Here is a 19,189-nt window from a genome sequence, read left to right as displayed (position 1 = left end):
CCGTGTCCGGGAAACCCTTGACGGTGCGGCGGGCCGGCCGGTGGATCGGCTCGCTCATCGCGGTGGCTGGCCTGGCCTTCGTCCTTCGTGAGTTACTGCGGAGCTGGGACGACGTGAGGTCGTCGCTCTCGGGCGCGACGCCGGTGCCTCTCGTGGCGGCTGTGCTGGTGGGGGCCGGTGGGATGCTGCTCGTTGGCCTGGGGTGGCGGCGGTGCCTCGCCGTGCTGGGGGTTCGACGTTCCGTCGTCGACACCCTGTACCGTTACTACGTTGGCCAGCTCGGCAAGTACGTGCCGGGCGGGATCTGGCCGGTGGTTGGCCGCGGTGAGATGGCCCGGCGTGGTGGAGTTCCGGGCGCGGCGGCCTACGCAAGCACGGTGCTGTCGATGGTCGTGACCTATCTGGCGGCCCTGCTCACCGCGGTGGTCGCGCTGCTGCTCGACGTAGTGGATGCGGGTACCACGGCCGGTGACTGGTGGCTCGTGCTGCTAGTGCTGCCCGTGGGCGTGCTCGGCCTGCACCCACGCGTGGTGAACGGCGTGTTGCGGCTCGGCCGCAGGGTGAGCGGCCGCAAGCTGGACGTGCCGGTGCCGCGGTGGCCTGAGTCTGTCGTGCTGGTCCTGTGGCACGTTCCGGCGTGGGTGGCCATCGGCATGTCGACCTGGCTGGTGGCGGTGTCCCTCGCTCCGGTCGCGCCGGATCCGCGCAACCTGGTATTCGCTGCGGTCGTGTCGTGGTTCGTCGGGTTCGTCGTCGTCGGTTCTCCCGGCGGTATCGGCGTACGTGAGGCAGTCTTCGTCGCGCTGGCGGCGAGCCTGAGCTCCGCAGGGGTCGCGGCGGCCGTGGCGCTCACCGTCCGGGTGCTGTTCATCGTGGTCGACGTCGTGAGTGCCGCGGTCGTGGGTGGCGTGGTACGTGGCCGGGCGTAGCCCCCGATCACCGGTGCGACCATGGACGGCATAGGTACGCGCGATTATCAGCAGGAGCAGCTCATGCACCAACCGGGGAGTGGGACGCGCGAGGAGATCACCATCGGTGTCGTCGGGGGCGATGAGATCGTCCATCGGATCATGGGCGTCGCGCGCAACTCCGGAAACCCATCCTGGCGGCTGGTCGCTGCCGTTTACGGCGACGAGCACGAGGCGCCCGCACAGGCGGCCAAGATCGCATCGAGGGTGGACGTCATCCTGTTCGCCGGGCCGCTGCCGTACGACGTCGCAATGCGCCACGGCGATCTGCCCGTTCCCGCCACATACGCTCCGGTCGGGGGAGCCGCGCTGTACGGCACGCTCCTGCGCGGTGCCCTGGAAGAGATCTTCGACCCGTTGCGGATCAGCGTCGACTCCGTGTCACCTGATGATCTGCACGCGGCATATCGCGAGCTGGAGCTCGACCCGCGTCAGGTGCACGTCAAGCAGTACGTGGAGCCCGAGTCGGCGGAGGAGTTCTTCGAATTCCACCGCGGCCTGTACGAGCGCGGCGAGACGACCGGTGCGGTCACCACGGTGCCCAGTGTGGCCGCCGCCCTCGCCGATACCGGCGTGCCGTCGCTGAAGATGACTCCGGCGGGCGCGACCCTGCGGCACGTGCTGCAGACCGCCGCGCTCATGGGCAGCGGCGCCAAGCTGGAAGAGTCCCGCATCGTCACCGCGATCGTCCGGGTACCTAGCGGCGCGTTCCCGCACGCGAGCCCGAGCAACTACTGGTATCAGGAGCTGAAGCTGTCGCTGTACCGGGAGCTGCTCCGCGAGGCCCGGCCCATGGATGCGGCGGTGCTCCCGCGCGACGAGCACAGCTACTTGATCGTGACCACGATGGGCTCGCTCAATATCGCCACGGACGAGCTCACCGTCGCGCCGTTCCTCGGACGGTTGACGAGCGAGGTTGGCGTGAATCTGGAAGTGGGGCTGGGGCTCGGCCGCACCACCCGCGAGGCAGAGCCTCAACGCGCAGTCGGCTGTCGACAAGGCGGCTACGGTCAACGGGGACGTGGCCTACCTGGTGGCTCCCGGCGAAACCATCCTCCAACTGCCGGCGGGGCGCCAGGCCGGTCCCGCCCAGCCGGTCCAGCCGCCGGCGAAGGACGCGAAGGCCATCGAGATGCTGGCGCGCCTCGCTGACAAGCTGGGTGAGGAGCCCGGCGACGAGCGGGTCGTCGATGCGGAGCGAGTCTCCGAGCTTCTGGGCGTGACCCTGCGAACGGCGCGACGGATGCTGAACACCCTCGTCGACGAGGGGTTGGCGTGGCCGATGCCGCCTGCGCGATCCAGTAAGGTCGGTCGCCCACCGCGGCCGTATCAGCTTCTCGTCGACAAACTTCCTCGCTGAGGAGCGGCGCTCCTCCCGGTCGCGCTCGTTCCTGGTGCCTCCCGGCCGGTGACTGTGAATCTGTGCCGCGTGTGTCTGGAAAATGTCACGGGCATGCCACCGTTGTTCCAGGGGATCCTTTGACTAGGACTGTCCGCAACAGTAATTTAAGCCAGTCCGATATTCGTCGCCCTGGATCTCGCCTGATTCGGCGAGGAGGTACGCAAGGCATGAAGAAGATAACCACCGCGTCGGGCGGGAAATGAGAGGGATTCGGGTTCATGAAGGCCATCTTGGTGATGTTCGACAGCCTCAACCGGCGCTACCTTCCCCCTTACGGCGGTGCGGATTGGGTCCATGCGCCGAACTTCAGCCGCCTGGCTGAGCGGGCGGCGACCTTCGACAACTGCTATGCCGGCTCGATGCCCTGCGCTCCAGCCAGGCGCGAGCTTCACACCGGACGGTACAACTTCCTCCACCGCAGTTGGGGACCGCTCGAACCGTACGACGATTCGATGCCGGAACTGCTGGGACAGGCGGGCGTGCACACGCACCTAGCCACGGACCATCAGCACTATTGGGAAGACGGGGGCGCCACGTACCATCCGCGCTACAGCACGTTCGAGCTGGTCCGCGGACAGGAGGGCGATCCCTGGAAGGGCTGCGTGGCGGGCCCGGACATCCCGGAGACGCTCAGGGTCGATCGGCACCGCCAGTGGCGGCAGGATCTGATCAATCGCCGGTACATGGACGACCTCAGCACCCACCCGCAGACGCGCACGTTCGACGCCGGCTGCGAGTTCATCCGGACCAATGCCGGCGAGGACGGCTGGATGGTGCAGATCGAGACGTTCGACCCGCATGAGCCCTTCTTCAGCCATCCCAGCTTCCACAAGCTGTACCCGGAGGACTATTCCGGCCCGGAGCATGACTGGCCTGACTACCAGCAGGTTGTCGAGGACGACGCCACCGCGGCGCACGTGCGCCACCGGTACGCGGCGCTGCTGAGCATGTGCGACGACTCCCTAGGCCGGGTGCTCGATCTGATGGACGAGCTCTCGCTGTGGGATGACACGATGCTCATCGTCTGCACCGACCACGGTTTCCTGCTAGGTGAGCATGAATGGTGGGGCAAGGCCGCGCCTCCCTGGTACGACGAGACGATCCACACGCCCCTGTTCATGTGGGATCCGCGTTCCCGGGTGGCGGGCGAGCGCCGGGCGAGCCTGGTGCAGACCATCGACCTGGCGCCGACCATGCTGGACTTTTTTGGCGTCACCATCCCGGATGACGTTCAGGGGGCGCCGCTCGCCGGCACAATCGCCGACGACACCCCCGTACGCCAGTTCGGCCTGTTCGGAGCTTTCGGCGGTCACGTCAGCGTGACCGACGGCCGTTACGTGTACATGCGCTCGCCCGTGTCCGAGTCCAACACGCCCCTGTTCGAGCACACGCTCATGCCCACGCACATGCGTGGACACTTCGCGCCCCAGGAGCTCCGTCCGGCCGAACTCGCCGCACCGTTCGACTTCACCAAGGGCGTGCCGCTGCTCAGGGTTCCCGGATACAGCGCTACCAACCCGTATGCCTTCGGCACCCTGCTGTTCGATTTGCGCCACGACCCGCAGCAGGAGGCACCGCTCGTCGACGACGAACTGGAAATGCGGATGGCTGGCGCACTCGTCGAGCTGATGCGGACGAACGACGCGCCAGCGAGCCAGTACGAACGGCTCGGGTTGCCGGCCGATGGGCCGATCACGGGCGCCCATCTCCTCGCCGGGGCACACTACGAGCGTGCCGTGAGCGCCGCCGCACCCCCACCTGCTGCGGCGGATTTCCCGGAGGGCGCCTATAGCGTCCACTCGCCACTGGCAGACCTGCTCTCGCATGCGCCGGCGGCGGAGATCCTGGACCGGCACGCACCGCAGATCTCCACGGGCCCGGTGGCGAGGCTCGCTGGGGATCTGTCCCTGTACCGTGCCGCCGCCCTGGCCATCGGGCTGCTGCCGTGGCCGACGGTGCGTGCCATCGCCGAGGAGCTCGCGGCGCTCGATCCGACGAGCACCGAGCCTTAGAGAGACTGTCCGGCGAGTCGCTCGACGCTGTGCACCTGAAGATCTTCGTACTCGGCCACGAGGGGCGCCATCTGACGGAAGCCGATCTTCCCGCCGCCGAGAGGCGGACCGTAGCTGTGGCCGTCGTCGTGCCAGGTGAAGATCTGCAGATCGTTGATCCACAACTCGACGTCGGGGCCGCAGGTGAGGACTGTGGCCCGGTACGGTTCGAGCATCTCGTCGACGTCCGGTAGGGGATCACCGCCTTGAGCGACAAGGTGGAATCCGTGGCTCTTACGCAGGTTGCACGTGCGGAACGCGCGCGCTTCAGCAGTAGTGCGCCGGAAGTAGGACACGTGCAGAGCGTTGATGTCCCCGTAGCGATAGTGGTCGTACTCCCCGTCGCGCGCGTTCAGCGTGGAGTCGAAGATGTCCTCGCCGTTCCTGCCGGCCGCCGCGAAGAAGAGCATGCAAAGGCCGGGCTCGTGCACCGGAAGTACCGTCCACGAGATCGCGATGTCTGGTGGGAGGTCATGCGGACACCAGAGCACGAAGTTCGCTCGCTGCCCCTCCGCGGGATCGAGGACGTTCGCCAGCCGCATGCGACCGTGCGGAAAGGTCACGTGTGCCGAACCTTCCAGGCGGAAATCGGCGACGTCGGCCTCTGATGACAACGGGTTCGCATAGATCTGCCGGCCGATCCGATAGGGACGCTCCTCCGGGTCCATCTACCGGAGAGCACCCGCATAGGTGGGATCGATCACGTACATGTCCTCCTCAGCCCGAACACGACGCTTGGCCAATTAGCGGTGCCGGACGGTCGCATCGTTCTCCCGGCGTCTGGCGCACCCGTGGTGCGGGGCTTCGTGGTTGGGCACGACCATATCGAGGCGAACCCATTAGGTCAATGACTTTAATTCAATTAAAATGTCGCCGTAATTGTACTCACTCGCGGCGTGCTTCCGCGGTGCAGTGCCGTCTCGCAAGGTCGCGACCAGCCGGTCGTAGTACTTCGGATCCGCGGCAGCGGTCAATGGATGATCTCGTGCCGTGCGAGGCCCGGGCTCGACATCTCGGCGTGGTCGTCTACGGGCGGCTGTCTGCGATAGCAGGGCTTTGTTGCTCGCCGAATGGTGTCTTTCGATCCGCGTGTCACGTTGCCGTGCCGGCCCGCATCATCGCAGCACACGTACGTGTGTTTCCGTCGGTGTGGTTGGCGCCTTGGCACCATGATCGGGGAAGGGAAGCGGCATATTGGCGCGTGAAACCCTTGACGCGGATGCCTGTGACCGAGAAAACTCTGTACCCACGTTTAGGACATGACGGAATTGTATTCCGTCCCTACTGGAAAGGGGTCTGTATGACGAGCCCGATCCGCGTACTATTCTCCCTCATAGCCGCGACCGCTATGGTTGTCGGGCTGTCCGCTGGGAGTACGGCCGCGGCACCCGGGGCCGTATCGACCACCGACGAGAGCTCGATCACCAACCTCGGCGAGCCCGTACGCAAGGCGCAGACGCTGAGTTCGGCGATCGGGGAAACGCCGGACGGTACGCCCCTCGGCTACTACGTCGTCTCCGGAAATCCCAACACCAACGCCGAGTTCACCGTCATGAATCTGCGCACGAACGAGAACGTGCTGCAGACCCGGGTGCCGTATGGCAACAGCAGCCAGCGGACCCTGGGGAAGTCTCCGGTGGACGGCACCATCTACTTCGCCACGTCGGACGTCAGCCATCTGTATCGATATCAGCCTGGTGACACCGAGATCGAACATCTCGGGCCGGCTCCGGAAGGCCAGCGTGTGTGGTCGGTGGCGGTCGGCCCCGACGAGACCGTCTGGTTCGGTACCTACCCGGGCGGGCGGCTGTATTCACTCGATCCCGACTCCGGTGATATCACCGACCACGGCCAGGCGCTCGAGGGCGAGCAGTACATCGGGTCCATCTTCCCTGACGGTGACACGGTCTACGTCGGCACCCAGCCGAACGCGCGCCTCGCCGAGTACGACCGGAACAGCGGTGACTTCACCGAGATCGCATTGCCGGAGGACCACTCCGGGGACAAGATCACGGCATTGGACCTGCGTGACGATCTCCTGTTCGTCAGCACCACTGACATGCACGTCATGGACGTGACGACCGGTGAATGGGTGGACCGGCTCAGCGGCGCGAACGCGCGGGTGTCGCCGATCTCCCCGACCGACCCCGATGCGGTCTACCTGCGGCTGAACGGTGAGGTCACACGCTACGATCTCAGTACCGGTGAGCTGACCGGTACCGGCAAGAGTCCCAACGCCACGCCGGAGTCGTGGGGGTGGGTCGATCTCGACGGCACCGGTCCTTGGCTCGCGCTCACCTACTGGCGACAGGGCCGCACGTACGCCTGGAACCTCGAAACCGGAGAAGGCTCGTACCAGGTACCGGACCTGATGGGCGCCGGTGCCCCGTTGATCAGCCTCGGTGCCGGACCGCTCGGGAACATCTACGCCGGCGCCTTCCTGAGCCCGCCCGGTATGGGTAAGTACGATCCGGACGGCGAGGGCTTTGAGCTGCTGAATGGCACCAGCCAGGTCGAAGGTTTCGGGACGTTCGGTGATGATCTCGTCTTCGGTCGCTACCCGCAGGGTTACCTCTACCGCTACGATCCGTCGCAACCGTGGGATTACCGGACCAATCCGCCGTCGCCGCTGCGGATCGGCGATGACCAGAACCGGACCAAGGCCTTTGTCGAGCTCGACGCCGTACCCGGCACGGTCGCGATTGCGTCTGTCCCGACGACGGGCCAGCATGGCGGCGCCATCACCCACTGGCAGCCGGACGAGGGCACGCATCAGGTGTATCGCGACGTGGTCGAGAACCAGTCGCCGGTGTCGCTGGTCCAGCACGACGGTTTGCTGTTCGGCGGTACGTCGATCGAAGGTGGCTACGGCGTCGACCCGGTGACCGACGAGGCTGTGCTGTTTGCCTGGGACCCGGTGTCAACCGAAACCCTGTGGTCGGAGGTTCCGGTGCCAGGTGCCTCGACCGTGTCGGGGCTGGCGATGGACGACGACGGCCACCTGTGGGGCATCGCCGACAGCCGGACGGTCTTCGAGTTCGACCTGGAAGCCAAAGAGACCATCCGCACGATCGACATCGACCCTGACGCCGGGATCGATCGCTACGGTGATGACAATCGGTTGCTGTTCGACGAGGGCCGTCTGTTCGGCTCTGCCGCGAGCCAGCTGTTTGTGCTCGACCAGATCACCGGCGAGGTCACCACTCTCTATGGTGGCGACGACGGCCCGCGCGTGCAGGAGCTGGCCCGCGATCGGTACGGCGACCTGTACATCATCGGATCCAGCACCCGCCTGCTGCGATACACGATGCCGGATGACACGACCGCGCCGGAGGTGTCGGCCGAGCCTGCGTCGTCGAAGAGTCGAGGTGCCGCCGTGCTGTGGTTGCGCGCCGACGACGACACCGACGACGACCCTGCGATCCACTACCGCGTTGACGGTGGCGACTGGACGGAGTACGACGGCTCCCGGCCGGTCGTGGTGAAGCGGGGAGAGACGCTCGAGTACCGGGCTATCGACGACGCCTGGAACTCGTCACAGGTGCAGACCTACAGCCAGTCTTCTTGATCCTGACCGGTGGGTGACGGGGATGCCCCGTCACCCACCGGCGTCGGGCATCGGTGACTTCCATTGCGCGCTGCGAAACGTTCACACTTCCCTACGAGGGGAACCGGAACGTTCGACTATCGGCAACACAGCCTACGTGGGTCTCGGGCCGCCGGCCGCGCTTGTCCGCGCGGTCGAATATTTCCTAGAAGGATTGGCCCGATCATCTGGAAGTTTCACTAAAATTGATTGAGCGCGGAAAAGGGCGGGCCATGGAAGCGGTTTTGGATCGGCTGATCTCGGTGATCGATGAAGTCGATTTCGACGTGGCTCATGAAGCGCTAATCATCGACGTGGCCAATCGACTCAAATCCTAATGATGCCTGGTTGGCATCCCCTCAGTGGTGATCGGTCGACTGGTCCTGGCGGTGTGCGCGCAACGATCCGGAGTGGGCCTTGGCTTCGGGGTCCCGCCGGGCTTTGATCACGCTCGCCACCGTCGCCGCGGACAGCACCACAATGATGACGGCGAGGCTGACGAGCGTGGGAATTTCGGGGAAACGCTCGTCGATGTCGACGTGTGCCCAATGCAGGATCAGCTTGACACCGATGAACGCGAGGATCACCGACAGGCCGGTAGACAGGTACACCAGCCGGTCGAGTAGCCCCTTCACGAGGAAGTACAACGCGCGCAAGCCGAGCAAGGCGAAGGCGTTGACCGTGAAGACGATGTAGGGCTCTCCGGTGATGCCGAACACCGCTGGAATGGAATCGAGTGCGAACAGCAGGTCGACGCTGCCGATCGCGATCAGCACGATGAACATCGGAGTCACCATGCGGCGGCCGTCGACGCGGGTGAGCAGCCGCCCCCCGACGTACTCCTGCGTGATCGGCAGCACGCGGCGGGCAACCTTGACGACGGCATTGTCCTCGATATCGGGGTCTTCGTCGCGGTGCCTGAACAGCTGCACGGCCGTGTAGATGAGTAGCAGGCCGAACAGCAGGAACATGAAGGAGAACAGCGACAAGAGGGTGGCGCCGAGCGCGATAAAGATCGCTCGCATGACCAGAGCCAGCGCGATGCCGATGGTCAGCACCATGCGCTGGTGCTCGATCGGCACGGCAAAGGTGGCCATGATGATGACGAAGACGAACAGGTTGTCGACGGAGAGGCTCTTCTCGACGATGTAACCGGTGAAGTATTCCGTGCCGAAGTCGCCACCGTGCTGGGCTGCGAACCATACGCCGAAGGCGACCGCGACGAGGATGTAGAACACCGTCCACAGGCTCGCCTCGCGGAACCTGACCTCGTGCGGACGCGTGGCGGACAGGACGAGGTCGACCGTGAACAGTGCGACGATCAGACCGATCGTCACCCCCCACGTCAGCCCACTGATATCGAGCACGCTGCCTCCGCTCCGCGCAGATCCGCTGTACTACATCCGCGAGAACCAAGCGTAGTCCGACGGCCGGTTCCGCCCGGGTGCCCCTCCGCGGTTTCGCGTATGGCGTTGAACACTCTCACGGTATCGCCAGCCGGCTCAGGGGGCACGGTCCACCGAGCGCGCGACCAGCCAGGTGTCGAGCAAGCGCAGGCCGGCATATCCGAGACCCGCGTAACCAGCCGCCGTCGCGACCACGTCGGTGACATGATGCTCACCCAGCCACACCCGGGTCACGGCGATGACGGCGACGACGATGACCGCCAGCATCACGAGATGCCTTCGCCATCGTGTGATGAGCCTTCCGAGGATCCCGACGGTGATAAGCGTCGCCGTGGCCACGATGGCGACGTGCGCGCTCGGAAAACTCCAGTCGGCCATGCCGACGGGATGGGGCCGGGCGAACACCGCTTTCAACAGTTCCGCCGAGCCGGCAAGGAGGAGAAACAGCAGGACATATCCCAGTGCAAGTCTCCACGCGTGCCGCGGTGCCTGCCAGACCAGCCACGCTATGGCCGCTGCGGCACCGCCGACGCACACCGCGCCGAGCCCGTCGCTCACCGCGGTCACGACGGTGTAGGCCGGCTCGCCCTGCGTGGTGCGTAATACATCCAGCGCCCATACGTCGACCAGTGGCAGGTGATCGTCGAGCAGTAGACCCACGGTGGCCAATACCACGGCACCTGCCGTGCCGGCGGCCAGTCCGGCGTACAAACCACGATTCGTCCGGCCGGACGTAGCTGCCTCCATGGCACCAGTGTGACCCAGGGCCCGGACGTCAGGGGACGGCTAGCGCTTCGGTCGGGGCAAGTCGGGATGCTCGCACCGCCGGATACAGGCCGGCGAGCGCCCCGATGATCAAGGTGGCCCCGATACCGCTGGCGATGGCCCACGCCGGAACCAGGGTCGGCCATCCTTGGATGGTGGAGTACAGGGTGGTGACACCCACCCCGAGGACTAGCCCGCCGGCTCCTCCCAGTGTCGACAGGAACAGCGCCTCCGCGAGGAATTGGTTGCGGATGTTGCCACGGGTGGCTCCCAGCGAACGTCGGAGTCCGATCTCCCCGCGGCGTTCCAGAACCGAGATCACCATCGTGTTGGCTACTCCAATGCCGCCTACCAGCAGCGCCACCGATCCGAGACCCAGCAGTAACGCACTGAGCGTGTCGTCGGCGGCGTGCTGCGCCGCCAGGGCGTCGGACGGGCGGGACACGTCCACCTCGTGTGGCGCCTCCGGATTTGCGGTGGGTCCGAGGACATCCTGTACCGCCTCTACTGCATCCGGATCCGTGCGGGTGTAGATCGTCGTGGCGTGGCCGTCAAAATCGAGTATGTCGGTCGCGACAGGCCAGCCGACGAGGGCCGCTGTGTCGATCTCCGGCGCTAGCGGGACCGGGTCGAGGATGCCGATGACGGTAAACCACTGCTCACCGAGGTAGACTTGCTGTTCCGGGCCGACCGACCCGACACCGAGCCGGTCGGCCGCGGTGGCTCCGAGTACCACGGCAGGAAAGTCCTGCATCGCCTCGGTAAGGAATGAGCCAGCGGCCACGGTGCCACCGATGGTGTCGAGCAGGCCGGTCTGGGCCCTCATCACCGCGATGCTGCCAGACTTCTCCTCGGGGACGTGATCGTTGCGATAGACCATCGTGTCCGACAGGATGCCCACCGAGGTAGCCGACTCCACCGGCCCGATCCGGTCGATCATGCTCTCGGCCGTCTCCGGCAGATGCGCCTCCTCCCCGAACAGGTCCTGCCCGGGACTGACAGTGAGCAGGTTGGTGCCAAGTGCGGCGATCTGCTGGTTGAAGTCCTCGCGGCTGGACGACGAGATACCAATGACCGAGATCATCGCGGCGATACCGACGGCGATACCGAGCGCGGACAGCAGGATCCGGGTGGGGCGGGACCGTAGCCCGGCACTCCCGACGCGGATAAGGTCACCGAGGTTCATGCGGGCCGGGGTGAGCTCCCGGCCCCCTGGTCTCCGGTCGGCATTCACGACGACACCTCCTGGCTTCCCCGTCCGACTGCGGCCACGATGGCCGCCTCCGAGATCATGCGCCCGTCGCGCATGTGTACCTGTCGCGGCAGCGAATCAGCGATTTCATGATCATGCGTGATGACCACCACGGCGGTACCCGACGTATGCAGCTCGCGTAGGAGCGCAACGACGCTTTCCCCTGCTGTCGTGTCCAGGTTTCCGGTCGGTTCGTCGGCCAGTAGCAGCATTGGATCACCGAGGATCGCGCGAGCAATCGCCACCCGTTGACGCTCGCCACCGGACAGCTCGTGTGGGCGATGCCCGATCCGGTGGCCGAGCCCGACACGGATCAGCGCCCGCTCGGCGTTGCGCAACCGAACGGCGCGGGTGACACCGGCATACAGTTGCCCGTCGGCGACGTTGTCGAGCGCGGATACTCCGGGCGCCAGGTGGAACTGCTGGAACACGAAGCCGATGGTGCGCGCCCGCAGCGCCGACAGCTGCCGGTCGGTCAGCTCACCCACGTGATGTCCGTTGACGAAGACCTTTCCCGACGTCGGGCGGTCCAGTGTGCCCAGGACGTTGAGCATGGTCGATTTCCCTGACCCGGACGGGCCGACGATCCCCACCAGCTCGCCGGCTTCGATAGTGATGCTGACGTCATCGAGCGCCCGGATTCCGGCGGCGTAGACCTTCGACACCGAGTCCAGAACGACGACGGGTTTTTGCTTCACGGTCATTCCGCCACCCCCACGGTCATGCCCTCGGAGATGCCCGGACCGCTGATCTCGACCATGCCGTCGGCGAACATCCCCGTTTCCACGTGCACGTAGCTTGTCTCACCGTTCTCGAGCACTTCGAGTCCGTAACCACCGCCGCCGAGTGCCACTAGAGCGGTCACCGGTACGGAATGGACGTCTGTAGCCTCGCCGGTGACGATGTCGAGCGTGACGGGTGCGGCGTTGTAGCCGTCCAGGGTCTCCTGGTTCTCGATCGACACCTCGACCGGGATGAACTCGCCACCACCTTCACCTTCGATCTCCTGCGTCGCCGCAGCCACGTACGTCACGGTGCCTTCGACAGTGGTGCCGTCTGGAAGGGTCACCGTGCCGGAGTCCCCCTCCGCGACATACTGCTGTTTGTCGACGTCGAGCGGGACGCTCACCAGCTTCTTGGTGCCGGAGTACGTCAGGACAGTCTGATTGAGCTCGGCACCGAGACGGCTGCCGATGTCGAGACCGTGGAGCGCGATACGGATGTCGTGCTCCACCACGGCGATTTGTCCGGGTGGGACCTCACCCGTCGGATCGAGGCCCGAGTCCTCCTGCCACGCTTCCACCGCTGTCGCCGTATCCTCGTTGTACGTGTCGTCCACGTCGAAGCCCTCGTATCCGAGGTCGGCGAGGCTGGACTCGAACTGCTCGACGTCCGAGCCGACAGTCTGGACGTCGAGCGTGCGGTGCGGTGGCTCGGAACCGTGGACCAGGATCACGGGCGTGCCGTCCACCTCGTAGACGGCCTCGCCCTCCTCGAGGATCGTTCCCGGCGCCGCGATCCACGTCACCACGCCGGAGGTCGCCTGCACGATCAGCGGTTCCGGCTCTCCGTGAGAGAGGATCCCGTCGATGTGCTGGGTCTGGGTTAACGTTTCGGTCGTGATCTCTGCCGTCGCCGGCGGGAGCCCGTCGCCGCTGCTGGCCGTCGTGCTGGGCTCGCCGCCGCCGAACCCGGCGGCGGCGAACGCCACCACGAGTGCGACCAGGAGGACGCCGGTGACCAGCATCCATCGCCGACGAAATCGCAAGATGAGGGTGGACATGACCGTGTTTGCGCTGTGCATGATCACTCTCGGGACTCGTCGAGCAGGTGCTGGCACGCCTCAGCGGCCTGCTGGAACGCTGGATCGCTCCGGTCCACGTCCGCATCGCCGAACACGCCATCGGAGCCTGGTTGCGGATCGGGGAAATCGGGCAGCCCGTTCTCTCGCATGCACTGGGCGAACTCCAGATATGCGGCCATGTCCTGGTCGTCCGGGGCCGCCCGCCCACCGCCTTCCATGAGGTGTTCACACTCGTCCATAGCGTCGCGCACAGTCGGGTTGTCCGGATCGACGGAAGGGTCCAGCTCCGGTATCCCCGTCTGGGGGTCCGGATCGGACATATCGATGCCATGATCACGCATACATTCGGCGAATGTCTGATCCTCCGCCTCCGGCCCGCCGGATTCGGACTCGGACGAATCCGTATCGGATGGTTCCTGCGGCGAGTCCGGCTGAGCTTCATCACTTGGGGAAGCTTCGACCTGCGGGCTCCAGTCGTCAGTCGAGTCCCCCGAGCCGCACCCGGTGAACACCATGGCCGTCATCACGGCGGTCACGAGTGCTCGTGCCTTGATCGTTGTAGTCCTCACTTCGTCGTTCCTCCGAGAGTTCTCGTCTGGCGGTTGCCGCGTTCTTCGTCCAGTGCAGCGCCAGCCGGATAACCAGGCCGTAACCACCGCGCCCGGCGGTTATCTCGTGGTTATGTGTCCTGGTGAACAATCGAAGGCAGGAGGTGGTCGGCGCATGCGGGTACTCGTCGTCGAGGATGAGCCCGTACTGGCGGATGCGATTGCGCAGTGGTTGCAGCGCGAGTCATTCGCCGTGGACATGGCCTACGACGGCGAGCAAGCGCTGGAGAGGATCATGGTGAATGACTACGACGTGGTCGTACTAGACCGATACCTCCCGAAGATGCACGGCGACGACGTCTGCCGGGCGATAGTGGACGGGGACTCGCGGGCCAGGGTTCTCATGCTGACTGCGGCCACGACAGTGCGAGCCAGGGTGGAGGGACTCGCGATCGGTGCTGACGACTACCTGACCAAGCCGTTCGCGTTCGCGGAGATGTCGGCACGGGTGCACGCGCTCGCCCGGCGTTCGGTCACTCCAGTCCAGCCGACACTCGAACGGGCCGGCATTCGCATCGACCCGCACAGGCGCGAAGCCACGCGTGACGGCCGCCCTATCGCCCTGGGGAATCGAGAGTTCGCGGTGCTCACCGAGCTGCTGCGTGCAGACGGCGCGGTCATCTCGGCCGAGACGTTACTGGAGAAGGCATGGGACGAGAACATCGACCCGTTCACGAACACGGTGCGAGTGACGGTGATGAAGCTCCGGCGCAAGCTGGGCAATCCCCCGGTGATCGAGACGGTGCCCGGAGCCGGGTACCGCATCCCCTGACAGCTGTGCGCCACGCGCGGCCGGTGAGTTTGCGCTTGCGGCTGACCCTGCTCTATGGCGGGATGTTCGTGCTGGCTGGGGCCTTGTCCCTGGCCACCCTCTATGTTGTCGTCCAGCATCGCCTTGACGAGCAGCTCACCGGCGGCGGAGAAGACTCTCGCATTGCACAGCTGCGGGAAGAGGCGGCCCGGTCCGAGGACTCGACGGTCACGATGCCGGACGGCTCCGAGGTCCCGTTAGAACAGGTGGTCGCCCAAGCTCAGGCGGAGCAAGAGGAGATCAAGGATGCCGCTCTGAACGCCTTGGCCACCCAGGGAAGCCTCGCCGTGCTCGGCGTGGGCTTGGTCGCTGCGGCAACCGGATGGGCCGTCGCCGGCCGCGGGCTGCGGCCGTTGCGGGCGATCACCACCACTGCGCAGCGCATCGCGAATTCCAGTGGTGTGGAGCGAGACCTCAGTGAACGTATTGCGCTCACCGGCCGTGACGACGAGATCAAGAGACTCGCCGATACCTTCGACGCGATGCTCGACAACCTTGATGAGGCCTTCGACGCACAGCGGCAATTCGTTGCCCACGCGTCCCATGAGTTACGCACGCCGCTTGCCATGGAGCGTGGATTGATCGAACTCGAGATGACCAGACCTTCCGCGACGCCGGACTCGATCCACTTCGCCCGCTCGTTGCTCGAGATCAATGAACGCCACACCAGGCTCGTCAACGGGATGCTGTTTCTGGCGAACAGCCAGAACGTACTGGAGAGGCCGGTAGCTGTGGACTTGGACGACGTCGCGCATCATGTCGCGGCGGCACACCACACGATGGCGGACGAACTGGGAGTGATGCTGGAGTCCGAGCTTCATGTCGCGCCCATACGAGGTGACCCGGTGTTGCTGGAACAGCTGACCCGGAATCTGGTTGAGAACGCGCTGCGACACAACGTGGACAACGGCTGGGCGCTTGTGACGACCGGAATCGAGTACACGCAGGCATATCTGACAATCAGCAACTCGGGCCCGGTCCTACATGATTACGAAGTGGATAACCTCTTCGAACCGTTCCAACGGCGACGGTCCGAAGACGCCGTAAACGGGCGCCACAGCTTCGGGCTCGGCCTGTCCATCGTCAAAGCCATCGTCACGACGCACGGAGGTGCCGTGTCCGCTCGCGGAAGGCCGGACGGAGGGATGGACGTGACGGTGCATATCCCGCTAAGGGCCGAATATGCATCGTTCGGGGGCGAGCCGACAGTGGGACGGTAGTACCGCCTTGATTCGGCGGCCGGACGACAGAGCTAGCTGCACCTTCCCGTCGGTAGCCCGCATCGTGGTGTCGATGACGAAGCACTTGGTTCCCGCCGCAGTTCAACAGACCTCGCCTAGATTCATTCCCTGGGTGCCCCTCAGGCGCTAGTCGCTGGCGAGCGCGCCTGTGATCAGGGTGCCGACGGCACTCTCCAGCATGCTGGCCAGGTCCAGGTGGAGCTCGGCCAGGGTGGGGTCCACCTCGTAGGCTGCGAGGGTGCTGGCGGAAGGTCGGCCGTAGGTCGACAGCGCGCCTGCTAGGATCAAGGTCGTCATGCACACCATCCTGGCATGGTCGCGCAGTTCGGGTAGGTGGCTGCGCACGAGGTCGATCATGGTGGCGAGAAGGTGTAAGGCTGATCGTTTGTAGTGCACGACCACGTCGACTGACACATTGTGCTCCAGAACACCGGGCTGTGCGTTGATGAGATCGCACAGCGTGGTGGCACCTGCGAGTGACCGACTAAGGACCGCAGCTAGCTGGTCTCCGCGTTCCCTCGCTGATAGCTGTGGATCGACACTCGCGGCGAGTTCGTCCGATATCTCCGCCAGCCACGCCTGCAGGGCACCGTCCAGCAGTTCGAGCAGCACCGCCTCACGAGACTCGAAGTAGCGCAATACGTTCGACTTGGCCAAGCCGACTCTCCGGCTCATCTCGTTGAGGCTCACCTCGGCTACTGGCATTTCGGCGAGCATCGACGCCGCCGTGTCCAAGATCGCCTGGCGGCGGACCTGCCGCTGCTCCACGCTGCGTGCCCGCTGGAACGTCATACGCTGCATTTTACAGACCGGCGGTCTCTTGACAACAGACCGCCGGTCTCTTAAAGTCGTGGCAAGTAACAGACCGGCGGTCCGTAAATGGAGGATGTCATGGACGAGAAATGGACCGAACGCGACATCCCCGATCAGAAGGGCCGAGTAGCGGTCGTGACCGGCGCCAACACTGGTCTCGGCTTCGAAGCCGCCCGGGCCCTTGCCGAAAATGGAGCGTCGGTAGTGCTTGCGGTGCGAGACGTCGAGAAGGGCAAGCGGGCAGCCGCCCGTATCGCCGGCGACACCGTGGTGCAGGAGTTGGACCTGACGTCGCTGGAATCGATCCGCGCAGCTGCCGCTGAGCTGCACGGCCCGCATTCGAAGATCGACGTGCTGATCAACAACGCTGGCGTAGGTACGTTGCTGGAAGAGGACTGGACCATGCACATTTCGTACACGACCGAACCAGCACACCCCAACCATGCCACCGCCATCTACTGGCGTGCCGATCTGATCTGACCGACCGAGCAGCTACCTACGGCGTCTCAAGCGCACAAGGCAACCTCGGCGCGGTGGACAATCGCTGGTCGGCCGTCATGAGCGGCACGTCCAGGGCGGCGGCGAGCGCGACGTAGATCGCGTCATAGAAGGTGACATTCTCCCGAAGCGCCCACGCTGCCGTCGCGATAGATCCCGTGTGGTCGTATCGATGGTCAATGAGCCTGGGGGCGTGCCGAAGCACTGCAGCGCCATGATCAGCTGTCATGGTTCCACGCATGACCTGGCGACGCAGCACGTTTCCAAGCTCGGCGTCGATGAGGTGTGGCGCGTGAACGGTTTCATCACGGAGCCGGTTACGCAGCCGAGCAGCGGCGTCCTCGTTGGCGATGTTCGCGTACATCAGCGCCGAGGCGTCAACGACGAACGACATCAGCGGCGGTCAGCCTGCACGTCGTCACTGATCTCCGTCGCCGTGGTGGATACTGGACCAAAATGAGCCAGCGCCTCTTCGATTGCGGTCACGGCCTCACGCTTGGACGGGCGCCGGGCCATCGAGATGACCTGATCACGCATGTATGCCTGCAACGACTTGCCCTCCGCCCGTGCACGGGCGCGGATGGTGTCGTAGGCGTCGTCGGGGATCTCCCGCACCTGGATCGTTCTCATAGCGCTACTTTAGCGCTACTCGCCGAACGTGCACCAGCATCGCGGTCGTCCGAACCGATGTCTTGAAGCGAAGATTGCCGAGTTGACCTCTTAGAGATCAAGGGCGGCTCGCTGCGCTCGCCGCCGGGTGCGTGCCCGGGTGCCGGGCATGCGCCCCTGGCGGGCCGTTCCGGGCACCCGGGCACGCACCCAACCACGCATCACGAAGACCCCTTGTCGCTCAGCGGGCTGTCCGTCGTCGGCAGCCGCCCCCGGGTCGCGGTGTCTGCCTGCCCTGCCAGCGCGGTGTTGCCCTCGACGCGGCCATTGTTCGGCCTGCGCTGCGGGGGTCAAGGGCGCCTACCGGCGTCACTTCGTGATGATCTTCGATCACCCTGGAACCCCCCGCAGCTTCGACCGACAGATGGCAGCTACGAGGGCAACACCCCTCACCTGGCCCCACGCTCTCACCCGTCGTCGAGGTCCTCGTCCGGCATGCCGTGGTGCCGGTCACCGGCAAGGAGCTCGCAGCACGTAGGTGCCCTTCGCGGGCAACGTCACCACCAGGCCCCGCGCGCGCAAAACACGGGTAGCACGACGAACGGTGCCAATCGCCACGCCATACTCGACCGCAAGATCACGCTCACCCGGCAAACGGGCACGCACCGGCAGCTCGCCGGAACGGATACGCGCAGCGAGGTGTTCAGCAACCGTAATGTACAGATACTCGGGACCCTCATCGTCGCACGTGAACGGTGGTATCGGCGAGTGTTCACGCAGGCCGGTCATGGTGCCACCAGTTGCGAGATGCGCTGATGAGACACCCCCAGCACGGTGGCCACATCGCGCATGCTCATCCCCGACGCGTACAACTCGCGGGCGGCCAGACGCCACTCTCGGCTCGCGCGCCGTTGCGCCAGCACCGCGTAGCGCCGAAAGCGCCGGGAACGGTCCACGCGCTTCTGGATCTCGTCCGGAAGTATCGGGATCACCTCAACGGTGACCAACTCGCCCGCCACTTCCAACATGTCCGCCAACGCCCGGCGCTGCTCAGCACCCGCCCGTGAGAGCGTACGCACCGAAACGCGGACATTCGGATATTCGTCGCACACCACGACCCAGCCCTGACGTGCCCATCTCGCGGTCGCGGTGAAGGTGTGTAAGTTGGGATTTCACGGCCGATTCCTCCTGTACAGGTTCGGTCGAGGCCCCGACCGGTGGTGAGGTCGCCGTGTCGGGGCCGCCTAACGATTACGGGGTATGCGGTCGCTCGGAATGAGGGAGGACCACGAGGCGGTCGCCGTGGATGAATCCCGGGCCAGTGATGGCCGCACCATGGCGTTGGTCGGCCGAAAGATTTGATGCGCAATATCGC

At 65.4% G+C, this 19,189-nt stretch carries 19 protein-coding genes and 1 pseudogene; 8 read left to right on the top strand and 12 right to left on the bottom strand.

Translation table 11 applies throughout. The annotated features are described in order from the left end of the window. The first annotated feature begins 2 nt into the window (after positions 1 to 2). The 4 genes from DPM12_RS08860 to DPM12_RS08845 all read left to right on the top strand — a co-directional run bounded on the left by DPM12_RS08860 (position 3) and on the right by DPM12_RS08845 (position 4,382). A complete protein-coding gene (locus DPM12_RS08860; RefSeq protein ID WP_158542828.1) occupies positions 3 to 929 on the top strand; it encodes a lysylphosphatidylglycerol synthase transmembrane domain-containing protein in 927 nt (308 codons plus the stop codon). A 63-nt stretch (positions 930 to 992) separates the two neighbouring features. Next, complete coding sequence (locus DPM12_RS08855) at positions 993 to 2,120, top strand: transcriptional regulator (RefSeq protein ID WP_123788599.1); 1,128 nt, start codon at positions 993 to 995, stop codon at positions 2,118 to 2,120. Beyond that, positions 2,101 to 2,328, top strand: a complete 228-nt coding sequence (locus DPM12_RS08850) for a hypothetical protein (RefSeq protein WP_112257953.1) — start codon at positions 2,101 to 2,103, stop codon at positions 2,326 to 2,328. Before DPM12_RS08855 ends, DPM12_RS08850 begins: the two co-directional genes overlap by 20 nt. A gap of 260 nt (positions 2,329 to 2,588) precedes the next feature. Then, on the top strand, positions 2,589 to 4,382 hold the full coding sequence (locus DPM12_RS08845) for a sulfatase (RefSeq protein WP_112257952.1): 1,794 nt from the start codon (positions 2,589 to 2,591) through the stop codon (positions 4,380 to 4,382). Here DPM12_RS08845 and DPM12_RS08840 read toward each other — a convergent pair. Next, complete coding sequence (locus DPM12_RS08840) at positions 4,379 to 5,089, bottom strand: DUF1961 family protein (protein WP_112257951.1); 711 nt, start codon at positions 5,087 to 5,089, stop codon at positions 4,379 to 4,381. The two genes, DPM12_RS08845 and DPM12_RS08840, sit on opposite strands and share 4 nt — an antisense overlap. A gap of 632 nt (positions 5,090 to 5,721) precedes the next feature. Between DPM12_RS08840 and DPM12_RS08835 the strand changes: the two genes are divergently transcribed. Continuing rightward, positions 5,722 to 7,989: a PQQ-binding-like beta-propeller repeat protein gene (locus tag DPM12_RS08835; RefSeq protein ID WP_146751904.1), complete on the top strand. Its 2,268-nt coding sequence runs from the start codon at positions 5,722 to 5,724 to the stop codon at positions 7,987 to 7,989. Between the two features lie 377 nt (positions 7,990 to 8,366). Here DPM12_RS08835 and DPM12_RS08830 read toward each other — a convergent pair whose 3' ends face one another. The 6 genes from DPM12_RS08830 to DPM12_RS08805 all read right to left on the bottom strand — a co-directional run bounded on the left by DPM12_RS08830 (position 8,367) and on the right by DPM12_RS08805 (position 13,803). Then, positions 8,367 to 9,374, bottom strand: coding sequence for a TerC family protein (locus DPM12_RS08830; protein ID WP_112257949.1), 1,008 nt, complete (start codon positions 9,372 to 9,374; stop codon positions 8,367 to 8,369). Between the two features lie 135 nt (positions 9,375 to 9,509). Then, a complete protein-coding gene (locus DPM12_RS08825; protein WP_112257948.1) occupies positions 9,510 to 10,160 on the bottom strand; it encodes a phosphatase PAP2 family protein in 651 nt (216 codons plus the stop codon). A 28-nt stretch (positions 10,161 to 10,188) separates the two neighbouring features. Continuing rightward, complete coding sequence (locus DPM12_RS08820) at positions 10,189 to 11,364, bottom strand: ABC transporter permease (protein ID WP_112257947.1); 1,176 nt, start codon at positions 11,362 to 11,364, stop codon at positions 10,189 to 10,191. 44 nt (positions 11,365 to 11,408) lie between these two features. Then, positions 11,409 to 12,134 carry an ABC transporter ATP-binding protein gene (locus DPM12_RS08815; RefSeq protein WP_112257946.1) on the bottom strand — a complete coding sequence of 242 codons (726 nt, stop codon included), beginning with the start codon at positions 12,132 to 12,134 and terminating at the stop codon, positions 11,409 to 11,411. Next, positions 12,131 to 13,213: a peptidoglycan-binding domain-containing protein gene (locus tag DPM12_RS08810; protein ID WP_164465318.1), complete on the bottom strand. Its 1,083-nt coding sequence runs from the start codon at positions 13,211 to 13,213 to the stop codon at positions 12,131 to 12,133. Before DPM12_RS08810 ends, DPM12_RS08815 begins: the two co-directional genes overlap by 4 nt. Positions 13,214 to 13,236: 23 nt before the next feature. After that, positions 13,237 to 13,803: a hypothetical protein gene (locus DPM12_RS08805; RefSeq protein ID WP_123788597.1), complete on the bottom strand. Its 567-nt coding sequence runs from the start codon at positions 13,801 to 13,803 to the stop codon at positions 13,237 to 13,239. A gap of 154 nt (positions 13,804 to 13,957) precedes the next feature. Here DPM12_RS08805 and DPM12_RS08800 point away from each other — a divergent pair, with 154 nt between their 5' ends. Both DPM12_RS08800 and DPM12_RS08795 read left to right on the top strand, forming a co-directional pair. Further along, complete coding sequence (locus DPM12_RS08800) at positions 13,958 to 14,614, top strand: response regulator transcription factor (RefSeq protein ID WP_112257943.1); 657 nt, start codon at positions 13,958 to 13,960, stop codon at positions 14,612 to 14,614. Between the two features lie 23 nt (positions 14,615 to 14,637). Then, positions 14,638 to 15,873 (top strand): sensor histidine kinase, encoded by a 1,236-nt coding sequence (locus DPM12_RS08795; RefSeq protein ID WP_211658701.1) that lies wholly within the window; start codon positions 14,638 to 14,640, stop codon positions 15,871 to 15,873. Positions 15,874 to 16,020: 147 nt separating this feature from the next. On the opposite strand, the gene DPM12_RS08790 is transcribed toward DPM12_RS08795, so the two are convergent. Beyond that, positions 16,021 to 16,686 carry a TetR/AcrR family transcriptional regulator gene (locus tag DPM12_RS08790; RefSeq protein WP_112257942.1) on the bottom strand — a complete coding sequence of 222 codons (666 nt, stop codon included), beginning with the start codon at positions 16,684 to 16,686 and terminating at the stop codon, positions 16,021 to 16,023. 99 nt (positions 16,687 to 16,785) lie between these two features. Here DPM12_RS08790 and DPM12_RS08785 point away from each other — a divergent pair. Further along, positions 16,786 to 17,082, top strand: a pseudogene (locus DPM12_RS08785) (SDR family NAD(P)-dependent oxidoreductase); the annotation flags it as partial. Between the two features lie 121 nt (positions 17,083 to 17,203). Here the strand turns inward: DPM12_RS08785 and DPM12_RS08780 are convergent. The 4 genes from DPM12_RS08780 to DPM12_RS08765 form a co-directional block, all read right to left on the bottom strand. Further along, positions 17,204 to 17,599 carry a type II toxin-antitoxin system VapC family toxin gene (locus DPM12_RS08780; protein WP_211658696.1) on the bottom strand — a complete coding sequence of 132 codons (396 nt, stop codon included), beginning with the start codon at positions 17,597 to 17,599 and terminating at the stop codon, positions 17,204 to 17,206. Further along, positions 17,599 to 17,835, bottom strand: coding sequence for a FitA-like ribbon-helix-helix domain-containing protein (locus tag DPM12_RS08775; protein ID WP_211658692.1), 237 nt, complete (start codon positions 17,833 to 17,835; stop codon positions 17,599 to 17,601). Before DPM12_RS08775 ends, DPM12_RS08780 begins: the two co-directional genes overlap by 1 nt. Positions 17,836 to 18,324: 489 nt before the next feature. Next, positions 18,325 to 18,603: a winged helix-turn-helix domain-containing protein gene (locus tag DPM12_RS08770; RefSeq protein ID WP_112257940.1), complete on the bottom strand. Its 279-nt coding sequence runs from the start codon at positions 18,601 to 18,603 to the stop codon at positions 18,325 to 18,327. Further along, a complete protein-coding gene (locus DPM12_RS08765; protein WP_123788596.1) occupies positions 18,600 to 18,893 on the bottom strand; it encodes a hypothetical protein in 294 nt (97 codons plus the stop codon). The genes DPM12_RS08770 and DPM12_RS08765 overlap by 4 nt, the downstream gene beginning before the upstream one ends. Between the last annotated feature and the right edge of the window lie 296 nt (positions 18,894 to 19,189).

It is taken from the genome of Phytoactinopolyspora halophila (genome assembly GCF_003287285.1).
GTDB classification, from domain to species: Bacteria; Actinomycetota; Actinomycetes; order Jiangellales; family Jiangellaceae; genus Phytoactinopolyspora_A; species Phytoactinopolyspora_A halophila.
The sequence above is the reverse complement of the archived record's forward strand: the minus strand, read 5'-3'. Positions and strand labels throughout refer to the sequence as shown.